Below are 12,532 nucleotides of genomic sequence, written 5' to 3'. Positions count from 1 at the left end.
CAAGCAAAAGCCCGGCAGTGCCGGGCTTTTTCATTTCTATTTCTTGGCGCCGACGCGGGTCTGCAGGAAGTCGAGCAACGCGCGCAGCGCCGCGCTGTTGTGGCGCCGCTGCAGGTAGGCGGCCGACAGCCACATGTCCTTGCGCGCATAGCCTTCGAGCACCGGCACCAGCTCGCCGCTGTCGATGTGCGACTGCACGAGCAGCGAGGGCAGGTAGATCACGCCGAAGCCGCGCATCGCGACGCGGATCAGCGGCGCGCCTTCGGTGCAGTCCATGCGGCTCTTGACCTGCACGTCCAGCGGCTGGCCGTTGTCATCGAAGCGCCACACGGGCTGCGTGCCCAGCAGTGAATGGGTCAGCGCCTCGTGGTGGGCGAGCTCCTGCGGGTGCGCGGGCTTGCCGTGCTTCTTCCAGTAGACCGGCGAGGCGCAGACCACCATGTGGATGAGCCGCAGCTTGCGCACGATGAGGTTGGCGTCTTCCACCGGGCCGCTGCGGATGTCGACGTCGATGCCTTCCTCGGCGAGGTCGACGGTGCGGTTGGTCAGCTGCAGGCTGATGCTCACGTCGGGGTAGTGGCGCATGAAGTCGGCCAGCAGGTCGGGGAACTCGCCGTTGCCCATGCCGTGCGGCGCCGAAATGCGCAGCCGGCCGCCGGGCTGGCTGGCGCGCTCCTGCAGTTCGGCCTGGGTGAGCTCGACCATCTCGAGCATCGGTGTGCTGCGTTCGAGCAGCAGCTGGCCGGCGTCGGTGAGGCTGACGGAACGCGTGGAGCGGTTGAGCAGGCGCACGCCGAAGCGGGTCTCGAGTTCGGCGACGTACTTGCTGACCGTGGCCTTCGACATGTCGAGCCGCTTGGCGGCCTGGGAGAAGCTGCCGTGCGAGGCGACTTCCCGGAAGGTTTTGATCAGATCGAGACTGTCCATGTCAGTGAAACCCGTTGTTTTTCGCGAGGGAGCGCGGTGTGCCGATTCTCGGGGGTTTTGCCGGATAGGACCGGCGCGGGGTTCTGGTGTAAGCCGGAAGCAGTCAGGCGGCGAATGCCCCGGTTTTTTGCGTGCACGACTTTGTTGACTGATTGTTTCGCTACAGGAAACACCGTGTCTCTGAACCGAGTGTTTTCCCGGAGGAATTCCGGCTGACACTCGCCGCACAGGCGAGCCAACGTGCAAGCCTGGTGGACATCCCATCTAGCCGAACACAAGGAACAGACATGAAGACCTCGCACATTTTCGCAGCCGCCGCCCTGACCCTCCTGGCCGCCACCGGCGCCCAAGCCGAGACGTACCAAGGCGTGACCCAAGTGATCTCGTCCAAGAGCCGCGACGAAGTCAACGCCGAAGCCCAGCGCACCGCCGCAGCCCCGAACCAGAACGTCGTGCGTGGTTCGCGCGGCGCGGAAACCGTGGCCGTGTCGAAGGACCGTTCGATCGTCGAAGCCGAAGCCATCCGCACCGCCTACGCTCCCGACCAGAACGTGACCTCGGGTTCGCGCGTCAACAGCAAGGTCATCTCGACCATGGTGAACCCGATGGACGCACGCGTTCAAGCCCAGCAAGGTTCGGGCGCCGTCGCCAAGTAATTGGCCACGAAGCCAGCCGCCTTCCGGGGCGGCCCGGGCTGACAAGAAAAAGCCACGCATCTGCGTGGCTTTTTTCATGGGCGCTCAGCGCGTGCGGGCGAGGTAGCGCTTGCGCCAGAAGACCAGGACCAGCAACACCGCGATGACCAGCATCGCCGTCATCGCGATCCAGAAGCCGTCCGCCTTGTGCACCAGCGGGATGAACTCGAAGTTCATGCCGAAGATGCCCGCGATGAGGTTCAGCGGCAGGAAGATGGCGGTGAGCACGGTCAGCACCCGCATGATGTCGTTGGCCCGGTGGCCCTGGACGCTGAAGTGCATCTGCACGGCCGTCTCGGCGTTCTGCTCGAGCCGGTGCACGTGGTGCACCACGCGCTGGATGTGCTCCAGCACGTCGCGGCTGCGCACCATGATCAGGTCGCGCTCGCGCTGCGCGGTCTCGCCCTGCGGCACGGGCAGGGTTTCGAGCGAATCGATCCAGTCCTGCATGGCGGCGCGCTGGTCTTCGCAGATTTCGTCCAGGCGGTGCAGCGACTGGCGCGCCTCCATCAGCGCGCTCCAGTTGGTGAAGCGGCTGCGCGGGTCGATGAGCTCGGTCTGCCAGTGGTCGAGCTGCTTCGTGAGCTCGCGCCGCAGGTCGAGGTAGCCGTCGACGATCAGGTTGACGATGCGAAGCATCAGGTCGGCGGGGCTGGCCGGCAGGCGGGCCGAGGTGGCGCGCACGTCGAGCGCCGGCGTGCCGCGGTCGTCGGACGAGGCCGCCGCCAGCAGCCGGGCGGCGAAGGCGTCGCGCACCGTGCCGTCCTCGGGGTGTACCGACAGCAGCACACGGTCGAACACCGCGAAGCCGACGGGGCGGGTGTCGATGCGGCGCAGCACCGGCGGGCCGCCGCGCGACGGGCGTTGCTGTGGCGGCGGTTCAGCGCTGTCCTGGCCGTTGCCTGTGGCCAAACGGCGGAACACCAGCACGTCGTACAGCGAGGTGTAGTCGTAGTGCGAGGGCAGCTGGTCGTTGAGCAGGTCGGCCACGTGCAGGTCGACCAGCTGGGTCTGGCACAGCGTCTGCAGGATCTGCTGCACCTCGGACTGGGCGGCGCGGAATTCGTCGCGCGTCAGCGAAATCCAGAGGTAGCTGGCGGCGGCGCAAGCGCCCGGCACGGCCAGTGGCGCCAGCGAGGCGTGCTCGCTGACCTGCGAGCGGCTGATTTCGAAGATGCGCATGGACACTCGCCCCCGGTGGTTCTTCTTCCACGCCAGAAGTGCCGTGGAGGTGCGGCAGGCATGCCGCAGTAGCTATTATTTTTGTAGCAACCGGGCGGCGTCAAGCGCGAAGTAGGTCAGCACGCCGTCGGCGCCGGCGCGCTTGAAGGCCAGCAGGCTCTCGAGCACCACGGCGTCGTGGTCGAGCCAGCCGTTCTGGGCCGCGGCCTTCAGCATCGCGTACTCGCCGCTCACCTGGTAGGCGAAGGTCGGCACGTGGAACTCGTCCTTCACGCGGCGCACGATGTCCAGGTAGGGCATGCCGGGCTTCACCATGACCATGTCGGCGCCTTCGGCGATGTCGATGGCGACCTCGCGCAGGGCTTCGTCGCTGTTGCCGGGGTCCATCTGGTAGACCTTCTTGTTGCTCTTGCCGAGCGTGGCGGACGAGCCGACGGCGTCGCGGAAGGGGCCGTAGAAGGCGCTGGCGTACTTGGCGCTGTAGGCCATGATGCGCGTGTGGATGTCGCCGCGGGCTTCGAGCGCGGTGCGGATCGCGCCGATGCGGCCGTCCATCATGTCGCTCGGCGCCACAATGTCGACGCCAGCTTGCGATTGTGTGAGTGCCTGCTTCACCAGAACTTCAACGGTGGCATCGTTGAGGATGTAGCCGGTGTCGTCGAGCAGGCCGTCCTGGCCGTGGCTGGTGTAGGGGTCGAGCGCCACGTCGGTCATGACGCCGAGCTCGGGGAAGCGCGCCTTGAGGGCGGCCACCACGCGGGGAATCAGGCCGTCGGGGTTGAAGGCCTCGTCGCCCGCGGGCGTCTTGAGGCTGGCGTCGATCACCGGGAACAGCGCCATCACCGGGATGCCGGCCTGCACGCACTGCTCGGCCACGGGCAGCAGCAGGTCGAGGCTCAGGCGGTCGACGCCGGGCATCGAGGGCACGGCGTCGCGGCGCTTCTCGCCTTCCTGCACGAACACCGGGTAGATCAGGTCGTTCGTCGTCAGCGCATGCTCGCGCACCAGGTTGCGGGTGAAGGCATCGCGGCGCAGCCGTCGCGGGCGGCCGGCGGGGAACATCGCGAGCGGAGAAAATGGTGACGTCATATATCTAAAATTGTGCCTGAAGCGGAAAAACGCAGCCCAGGGCTCCGGGAAGCAAGTTGTCTGACAACTACGGGAATTAATAGAACTTAAGTTCTAGATTTTTGTTGTAAAAGTCAAAGAAACTGCCTCAATCGCTTGAAACCTTGTTTCGTCTTTGTTAAATTCTGAAGCGGGCGGCTTGCCGCTCCCCGCTTTTCCTCCCTGAGCGGGTGCCTTGATGTGTGACAGCAAAAGGGCTTCCCAGCCCGACGTGAAGACGTCGGGCTTTTTTTTGCCCGAAACCTTGGCAAAGGGCCCCAAAAGGGCTCAGTGTGCAGCCACCACTAAACTGCCGCCATGCTCTGGGTCAAATCTCTTCACATTGTTTTCATTGCCAGTTGGTTTGCCGGGCTGTTCTATCTGCCGCGGATCTTCGTCAACCTGGCGATGGTGCCGCCGGAGTCGGTCGCGGAGCGTGAGCGCCTGCTGCTGATGGCGCGCAAGCTGCTGCGCTTCACCACTTTCCTGGCGGTGCCGGCGCTGGTGTTCGGCGCCTGGCTCTGGCTGGGCTACGGCATCGGACGCGGCCCGGGCAACGGCTGGATGCACGCCAAGCTGGCGCTGGTGCTGGTGGCCATCGGCTATCACCATGGCTGCGGCGTGCTGTTGCGCCGTTTTGCGGCCGGCGGCAACCGCCGCAGCGACCGCTGGTACCGCTGGTTCAACGAGCTGCCCGTGCTGCTGCTGCTGGGCATCGTGATCCTGGTGGTGGTGAAGCCCTTCTGAGCCCGTGTCGACGGTGGACATGCCGCACAAGTCTGCCGCGCTCCCCCTGGCGCTGGCCTATGCGGCGCTGATCGTCTATGCCAGCCTCTACCCCTTCGCCGACTGGCGTGACCAGGGGATCGCGCCCTGGGCGTATCTCTCGGCGCCCTGGCCCAAGTACTGGACGGGTTTCGACTTCGGGGTGAATGTGGTGGGCTACGTGCCCTTCGGTTTCCTGTGCGCGCTGACCGTGCTGCGCACGGGGCGCAGCCACAGTGTCTGGCGCGCGCTGCTGCGCGCCACGGTGGCGGGCGCGGCGATCGCCTTTGCCATGGAGACGCTGCAGAGCTATTTGCCGGCGCGCATTCCTTCGAACGTCGATCTGGGGCTGAACACCGCCGGAACCGTGCTCGGCGCGGTGCTGGCCGCGGCGCTGGAGCGGCTCGGTGCGATCGCGCACTGGAGCCGCGTGCGCTCGCAATGGTTCGTCGAGGACGCACGCGGCGGCTTGGTGCTGCTCGCGCTCTGGCCCTTTGCGCTGCTGTTCCCCGCCGCCGTCACCTTCGGCCTCGGCCAGGTGTTCGAACGGCTGGAGACGACGATTTCCGAGTGGCTGCTCGACACGCCTTTCATCGATTGGCTGCCGGTGCGCCAGTTCGAGCTGGAGCCGCTGGTGCCGGCCGTGGAGCTGCTGTGCGTGATGCTCGGGGCGCTGGTGCCGTGCCTGCTGGGCTACCTGGTGGCGCGCAACGTGGTGCAGCGCGCGGTGCTGCTGCCGCTCATCCTGCTGGCGGGCGTCGCAGCCTCGGCGCTGTCGGCGGCCATGAGCTACGGCCCCGCGCATGCGTGGGCCTGGCTCGATCTGCCAGTGCAGGTCGGGCTGGCCGCGGCGGTGTTCGCGGGCGTGCTGTTGCTGTTCGCGCCGCGCCGCTTGTGCGGCGCGCTGCTGCTCATGGGGCTCGTGCTCCAGCTGAGCCTGCTGAACCAAGCACCCGAGAGCGCCTACTTTGCGCAGACCCTGGCCACCTGGGAGCAGGGCCGTTTCATCCGCTTCCACGGCCTGGCCCAGTGGCTGGGCTGGGGCTGGCCCTTCGCGGTGCTGGTCTATGTGTTGGCCGCGCTGTCGCGGCGCCGCCGTCCTGTATCGCCCTCGTCCTCGTCCTGAGCGCGCTCATAAAATCGATCGATGCCCAGCACCACTCCCGCCGCGCCGTCCGGCTACTACGGCCGCCACATCTTCTTCTGCCTGAACGAACGCAAGAACGGCGAAGACTCCTGTGCCCTGCACAACGCACAGGAAGGCTTCGACCGCTGCAAGGCCAAGGTGAAGGAGCAGGGGCTCGCCGGGCCCGGCAAGGTGCGCGTCAACAAGGCCGGCTGCCTTGACCGCTGCGCGGGCGGGCCCGTGGCGGTGGTCTACCCGGAGGCTGTCTGGTACACCTTCGTGGACGCCGAGGACATCGACGAGATCGTCGAGTCGCACCTGAAGAATGGCCAGGTCGTCGAGCGGCTGGTGTTGCCGCCCGACGTCGGCCGCTGAACTTTCCCGCGGACCCCGTGCTCGTACCGTGCACGTTGCCGGCATCGCCGGCCCAGCCAACCCCAGCGCCATGAACTCCCAGACCGAAAAAATCAGCCTCCAGGGCGCCGCGGGCGTGATCGAGGTGCAGCGCGATGTGCCCTCCGGCGACGCGCGCGGCATCGCGGTGATCGCCCATCCGCACCCGCTGTTCGGCGGCACGATGGACAACAAGGTCGTGCAGACCCTGGCACGCGCCTTCGTGTCTTGCGGATGGACGGCGGTGCGCTTCAACTTCCGCGGCGTCGGCGCCAGCGAAGGTGCTCACGATGAAGGGCGCGGCGAGCTCGAGGACATGCTGCATGTCGTCGGCCAGCTCGCGCCCGAAGGTCAGCTGGCGATTGCCGGCTTTTCCTTCGGTGCCTTCGTGGCCAGCTGCGCGGCCGAGAAGCTCTGGGCCGCACGCGACGTGCGGCAACTGGTGCTGGTGGGCACGGCCGCCTCGCGCTTCTCGGTGGCCACGCTGCCGGCCGACGCGCACGAGCGCGCGCTGGTGGTCCATGGCGAAGCCGACGACACCGTGCCTCTCGCTGCCGTGATGGATTGGGCGCGTCCCCAGTCACTCCCTGTCACGGTTATTCCCGGGGGCGGCCATTTCTTTCACGGACAATTGCCGCTGCTCAAAAGCCTGGTCGCCCGCCATCTGCGCGCGGGCGCCGAATGAAAGCCTTGCAGGCTTGTCCTCGTCTCTTCTTATCTTCCCCATGAATCGTTTTTTCACTGCGCTTCGCGCACTGGTGCTGACCGCTGCTGCCTCGGTTGGCGTGATCGCCGCCGCCCAGATGCCGGCCCCGCCTGAAATCGCCGCGCGCAGCTACCTGCTGCTCGACGTGACCGCGAACCAGATCCTGGCGCAGAAGGACATCGACAGCCCCATCGAGCCGGCCTCGCTCACCAAGCTGATGACCGCGTACGTCGCGTTCGATGCGTTGCGCGCCAAGAAGATCACGCTGACCCAGACCCTGCCGGTGAGCCCGCGCGCCTGGAAGATGCCCGGCTCGCGCATGTTCATCGACCCCAAGATGCAGGTGCCGGTGGAAGACCTGATCAAGGGCGTGATCGTGCAGTCGGGCAACGACGCCACGGTGGCGCTGGCCGAAGGCGTGGGCGGCACGGTGGAGCACTTCGTCGAGATGATGAACGCCCAGGCCAAGGTGCTGGGCATGAAGAACACCACCTACAAGAACCCCGAAGGTCTCACGGCGCCCGGCCACACGACCACGGCACGCGACCTGAGCATCCTGGCCACGCGCCTGGTGCGCGACTTCCCCGAAGAAGCCAAGTACTACGCCATCAAGAAGTACCGCTACCCGGGTACGCCGTCGACCAACGACACCAACCGCAACCTGCTGCTGTTCCGCGACCCGACCGTCGACGGGCTGAAGACCGGCCACACCGACGCCGCCGGCTACTGCATGATCGCCACCGCCAAGCGCGACTTCCCGAACCTGACCGGCGGCCGTCGCCTGCTGTCGATCGTGCTGGGCGCGACCAGCGAGACCGTGCGCGCCAACGAGTCGCAGAAGCTGCTGAACTGGGGCTACACGGCCTACGACGCCGTGCGCCTGTTCGAAGCCGGCCAGCCCGCCGCCACGCCCGCCGTCTGGAAAGGCAAGGCCAACGTGCTGAAGCTGGGCCGCCCCGAGGCCATCGTGGTCGCGGTGCCGACCGGCTCCGCCAGCAAGATCAAGACGCAGGTGTCGCGCCCCGATCCGCTGGTCGCGCCGTTCACCAAGTACCAGGCCGTCGGCTCGCTCAAGGTCACGCTGGACGACCAGCCCCTGGCGGACGTGCCGCTGGTCGCCCTGGAGCCGGTCGAGCAGGCCGGCGTCTTCGGCCGCGCCTGGGACGCCGTGCGTCTCTGGATCAAGTAAGAGGCGGGCAAAAAGGGCCTTGAAACGGGTGGTGGCGGGGCCTCAGGCGCCTGACATTGCCATTTCAGACCCGCCTGCTATACTCGTGGGCTTTTCGGAATTTTCCGAAGGGTTTCACGTTTTCGTTATTCCCGGCTTCCTTGAGTCACGACCAAGGGCGGTTTCACTACCAAAGTCGGGTTGTTTTGGGACTAATTCATTCATGCCAACCATCAATCAACTGGTGCGTCAGGGTCGAACGGTCGAAAAGATCAATTCGAAGAGCCCTGCCATGCAGAACTCGCCGCAACGTCGCGGTGTCTGCACCCGCGTCTACACCACGACGCCCAAGAAGCCCAACTCGGCGCTTCGTAAAGTTGCCAAGGTCCGTCTGACCAATGGCTTCGAAGTCATTTCCTACATCGGCGGCGAAGGCCACAACCTGCAAGAACACAGCGTCGTGCTGGTTCGCGGCGGTCGTGTCAAGGACTTGCCCGGTGTGCGTTACCACATCGTGCGCGGTTCGCTCGACCTGCAAGGCGTGAAAGACCGCAAGCAGTCGCGTTCCAAGTACGGCGCGAAGCGTCCCAAGAAGGCTTAAGCCTTCCTGTCGTCAAAAAACAAAGCGGTGTTCGATGGCCTTGGCGGGCTTGTCGAACGAAGTGACCCACTGTCGGGTCGAGTAAGTGAGAGTCCTGACTGACTCTCGCGGTATCGGAAACGATGCCAACTGAAGCAAAGAGGTTAGAAAAATGCCACGTCGTCGCGAAGTCCCCAAACGTGAAATCCTGCCGGATCCCAAGTACGGCAATGTCGAGCTGTCCAAATTCATGAACGTGATCATGGAAGGCGGCAAGAAGGCTGTGGCCGAGCGCATCATCTACGGTGCCCTCGACTTCATCGAGAAGAAGAACCCGGACAAGGACCCCCTCGAAGCGTTCACCGTTGCCATCAACAACGTGAAGCCGATGGTCGAAGTGAAGTCGCGCCGCGTCGGTGGTGCGAACTACCAGGTGCCGGTCGAAGTCCGTCCTGTCCGTCGCCTCGCCCTGTCGATGCGCTGGATCAAGGAAGCTGCCCGCAAGCGCGGTGAGAAGTCGATGGCCCTGCGTCTGGCCAACGAACTGATGGAAGCCACGGAAGGCCGTGGCGGTGCCATGAAGAAGCGCGACGAAGTGCACCGCATGGCAGAAGCCAACCGCGCCTTCAGCCACTTCCGCTTCTAAAAATCACACGTCTCTTGAGCGTTGGGGGTTGAGTGCCGGGCGAAATCGCCCGTGCTCGACGCCCAGCGCTCAACGCATTTAAACCCGAAAGTACACCATGTCCCGCAAGACCCCCATCGAGCGCTACCGCAACATCGGTATCTCCGCGCACATCGACGCCGGCAAGACCACCACCACCGAACGTATCCTGTTCTACACGGGCGTGACCCACAAGCTCGGCGAAGTGCACGATGGCGCGGCAACGACCGACTGGATGGAGCAAGAGCAAGAGCGTGGCATCACGATCACCTCGGCTGCCGTGACCTGCTTCTGGAAGGGCATGGACCACTCGCTGCCCGAGCACCGCATCAACATCATCGACACCCCCGGCCACGTGGACTTCACCATTGAAGTCGAGCGCTCGATGCGCGTGCTGGACGGCGCCGTCATGGTGTACGACTCGGTCGGCGGCGTGCAGCCCCAATCGGAAACCGTCTGGCGCCAGGCCAACAAGTACAAGGTGCCGCGTCTGGCGTTCGTGAACAAGATGGACCGCATCGGCGCCAACTTCTTCCGCGTTCGCCAGATGATGGTCGACCGCCTGAAGGCCAACCCCGTGCCGATCGTGATCCCGATCGGTGCCGAAGACAAGTTCCAGGGCGTGGTTGATCTGCGTCTGATGAAGGCGATCTTCTGGGACGAAGCCTCGCAAGGCATGAAGTTCGAAACGCGCGAGATCCCCGCCGAGCTGGTCGAGTTGGCCAAGGAATGGCGCGAGAAGATGGTCGAAAGCGCGGCCGAAGCGTCGGAAGAGCTGATGAACAAGTACCTTGAAGAAGGTGACCTGACGCTCGAGGAAATCACCCACGGTCTGCGCACGCGCACGATCGCCGGCGAAATCCAGCCGATGCTGTGCGGCAGCGCGTTCAAGAACAAGGGCGTGCAGCGCATGCTCGACGCCGTGATCGAACTGATGCCTTCGCCGCTGGACATTCCTCCGGTGCACGGCACGGACGACGACGAGCAGGACGTGACCCGCAAGGCTGACGACGGCGAGAAGTTCTCGGCGCTGGCATTCAAGCTCATGACCGACCCGTACGTCGGCCAGCTGACCTTCGTGCGCGTGTACTCGGGCGTTCTGAGCAAGGGCGACACCGTCTACAACCCGGTCAAGGGCAAGAAAGAGCGTATCGGCCGTATCGTGCAGATGCACGCCAACGAACGTCTCGAAATCGAAGAAATCCGTGCCGGCGACATCGCCGCTTGCGTGGGCCTGAAGGACGTCACCACGGGCGAAACCCTGTGCGACCCGAACGCCATGATCACGCTGGAGCGCATGGAATTCCCCGAGCCCGTGATCTCGCAGGCCGTCGAGCCGAAGACCAAGGCCGACCAGGAAAAGATGGGCATCGCCCTGCAGCGCCTGGCTTCGGAAGATCCGTCGTTCCGCGTGCGTACCGACGAAGAATCCGGCCAGACCATCATCTCCGGCATGGGCGAACTGCACCTCGAAATCATCGTGGACCGCATGAAGCGCGAATTCGGCGTGGAAGCCAACGTGGGCAAGCCGCAAGTGGCTTACCGCGAAACGATCCGCAAGACCGTCGAAGAAGCCGAAGGCAAGTTCGTTCGCCAGTCGGGCGGCAAGGGCCAGTACGGTCACGTCGTCCTGAAGATCGAGCCGCAGGAAGCCGGCAAGGGCTTCGAGTTCGTCGACGCCATCAAGGGCGGTGTGGTTCCTCGCGAATACATCCCCGCAGTGGAAAAGGGCGTTGTGGAAGCACTGACCCAGGGCGTGCTGGCGGGCTACCCCGTCGTGGACGTCAAGGTCACGCTGCACTTCGGTTCGTACCACGACGTGGACTCGAACGAAATGGCGTTCAAGATGGCCGCCATCTTCGGCTTCAAGGAAGGCGCTCGCAAGGCCAGCCCGGTCATCCTCGAGCCGATGATGGCTGTGGAAGTCGAAACGCCTGAAGACTACGCCGGCAACGTGATGGGCGACCTGTCCAGCCGTCGCGGCATGGTGCAAGGCATGGACGACATGATCGGTGGCGGCAAGCTCATCAAGGCTGAAGTGCCCCTGTCGGAAATGTTCGGCTACTCGACCACGCTGCGCTCGGCCACGCAAGGCCGCGCCACGTACACGATGGAGTTCAAGCACTACGCTGAAGCTCCGCGTAACGTCGCTGAAGCCATCGTCGCTGCGCGTTCGAAGTAAATTTCAAGAATGTGGGGCCATGCAGTGCATGGCCCTTCTTGTCTGCGATCCGGTGCCGCCCTGTTCCCGTGCGGGGCGAACCAGCAATCGGATGCAGACATAAAACCAACACACGGGACATGCTCTTTCAAGGATTGAAAAATGGCAAAAGGTAAATTCACCCGCACCAAGCCGCACGTGAACGTGGGCACGATCGGTCACGTTGACCACGGCAAGACCACGCTGACGGCTGCGATCGCAACTGTTCTGTCGTCCAAGTTCGGCGGCGAAGCCAAGGCTTACGACCAGATCGACGCAGCGCCCGAAGAAAAGGCCCGTGGCATCACGATCAACACCGCGCACGTCGAGTACGAAACGGCCAACCGCCACTACGCACACGTCGACTGCCCCGGTCACGCCGACTACGTGAAGAACATGATCACGGGCGCCGCTCAGATGGACGGCGCCATCCTGGTGTGCTCGGCCGCTGACGGCCCGATGCCCCAGACCCGTGAGCACATCCTGCTGGCTCGCCAGGTGGGCGTGGGCTACATCATCGTTTTCCTGAACAAGTGCGACATGGTCGACGACGCCGAGCTGCTCGAGCTGGTCGAAATGGAAGTGCGCGAGCTGCTCGACAAGTACGAGTTCCCTGGCGACGACACCCCCATCATCCACGGCTCGGCCAAGCTCGCCCTCGAAGGCGACAAGGGCAAGCTGGGCGAAGAAGCCATCCTGAAGCTGGCCGAAGCGCTGGACACGTACATCCCCACGCCTGAGCGCGCTGTGGACGGCACGTTCCTGATGCCCGTCGAAGACGTGTTCTCGATCTCGGGTCGCGGCACCGTGGTGACCGGCGCCGTCGAGCGCGGCGTGATCAAGGTCGGCGAAGAAATCGAAATCGTCGGCATCCGCCCGACCGTCAAGACCACCTGCACCGGCGTGGAAATGTTCCGCAAGCTGCTGGACCAAGGTCAAGCGGGCGACAACGTCGGCGTGCTGCTGCGCGGCACGAAGCGCGAAGAAGTCGAACGCGGCCAAGTGCTGTGCAAGCCCGG

General features: G+C 64.8%; 13 protein-coding genes. 10 read left to right on the top strand and 3 right to left on the bottom strand.

What is annotated here, in order from left to right:
• Window positions 1–36 precede the first annotated feature (36 nt).
• The gene (locus tag AC07OH_RS30700; protein WP_139700428.1) at window positions 37–927 is read right to left on the bottom strand and encodes a LysR family transcriptional regulator; all 891 of its coding nucleotides are present in this window, start codon (window positions 925–927) and stop codon (window positions 37–39) included.
• 287 nt (window positions 928–1,214) lie between these two features.
• On the opposite strand from AC07OH_RS30700, the gene AC07OH_RS30695 reads away from it, so the two are divergent.
• Entirely contained in the window at window positions 1,215–1,583 is a 369-nt protein-coding gene (locus tag AC07OH_RS30695; protein ID WP_062478764.1) for a hypothetical protein, read from the top strand.
• An 84-nt stretch (window positions 1,584–1,667) separates the two neighbouring features.
• On the opposite strand, the gene AC07OH_RS30690 is transcribed toward AC07OH_RS30695, so the two are convergent.
• Window positions 1,668–2,804 carry a magnesium transporter CorA family protein gene (locus AC07OH_RS30690; protein ID WP_495303210.1) on the bottom strand — a complete coding sequence of 379 codons (1,137 nt, stop codon included), beginning with the start codon at window positions 2,802–2,804 and terminating at the stop codon, window positions 1,668–1,670.
• 75 nt (window positions 2,805–2,879) lie between these two features.
• Window positions 2,880–3,893, bottom strand: a complete 1,014-nt coding sequence (gene hemB / locus AC07OH_RS30685) for a porphobilinogen synthase (RefSeq protein ID WP_495303209.1) — start codon at window positions 3,891–3,893, stop codon at window positions 2,880–2,882.
• A gap of 336 nt (window positions 3,894–4,229) precedes the next feature.
• Here hemB and AC07OH_RS30680 point away from each other — a divergent pair, with 336 nt between their 5' ends.
• The 9 genes from AC07OH_RS30680 to tuf all read left to right on the top strand — a co-directional run.
• Window positions 4,230–4,658 carry a CopD family protein gene (locus tag AC07OH_RS30680; RefSeq protein ID WP_062478845.1) on the top strand — a complete coding sequence of 143 codons (429 nt, stop codon included), beginning with the start codon at window positions 4,230–4,232 and terminating at the stop codon, window positions 4,656–4,658.
• A 19-nt stretch (window positions 4,659–4,677) separates the two neighbouring features.
• A complete protein-coding gene (locus AC07OH_RS30675; RefSeq protein WP_495303208.1) occupies window positions 4,678–5,802 on the top strand; it encodes a VanZ family protein in 1,125 nt (374 codons plus the stop codon).
• 21 nt (window positions 5,803–5,823) lie between these two features.
• The gene (locus AC07OH_RS30670) at window positions 5,824–6,177 is read left to right on the top strand and encodes a (2Fe-2S) ferredoxin domain-containing protein (RefSeq protein WP_095950244.1); all 354 of its coding nucleotides are present in this window, start codon (window positions 5,824–5,826) and stop codon (window positions 6,175–6,177) included.
• Between the two features lie 70 nt (window positions 6,178–6,247).
• A complete protein-coding gene (locus tag AC07OH_RS30665; protein WP_495303207.1) occupies window positions 6,248–6,880 on the top strand; it encodes an alpha/beta hydrolase in 633 nt (210 codons plus the stop codon).
• A gap of 40 nt (window positions 6,881–6,920) precedes the next feature.
• Entirely contained in the window at window positions 6,921–8,090 is a 1,170-nt protein-coding gene (locus AC07OH_RS30660; RefSeq protein ID WP_489061051.1) for a D-alanyl-D-alanine carboxypeptidase family protein, read from the top strand.
• A gap of 202 nt (window positions 8,091–8,292) precedes the next feature.
• A complete protein-coding gene (rpsL, locus tag AC07OH_RS30655) occupies window positions 8,293–8,670 on the top strand; it encodes a 30S ribosomal protein S12 (RefSeq protein WP_013543948.1) in 378 nt (125 codons plus the stop codon).
• A 151-nt stretch (window positions 8,671–8,821) separates the two neighbouring features.
• Window positions 8,822–9,295 carry a 30S ribosomal protein S7 gene (gene rpsG, locus AC07OH_RS30650; protein ID WP_007829591.1) on the top strand — a complete coding sequence of 158 codons (474 nt, stop codon included), beginning with the start codon at window positions 8,822–8,824 and terminating at the stop codon, window positions 9,293–9,295.
• A gap of 97 nt (window positions 9,296–9,392) precedes the next feature.
• Complete coding sequence (gene fusA / locus AC07OH_RS30645) at window positions 9,393–11,495, top strand: elongation factor G (protein ID WP_489061049.1); 2,103 nt, start codon at window positions 9,393–9,395, stop codon at window positions 11,493–11,495.
• A 141-nt stretch (window positions 11,496–11,636) separates the two neighbouring features.
• On the top strand, window positions 11,637–12,532 hold an 896-nt coding region (tuf, locus tag AC07OH_RS30640; protein WP_495303206.1), incomplete at its 3' end, for an elongation factor Tu.

Source organism: Variovorax sp. GW821-FHT10C12, from assembly GCF_059415405.1.
The sequence above is the reverse complement of the archived record's forward strand: the minus strand, read 5'-3'. Positions and strand labels throughout refer to the sequence as shown.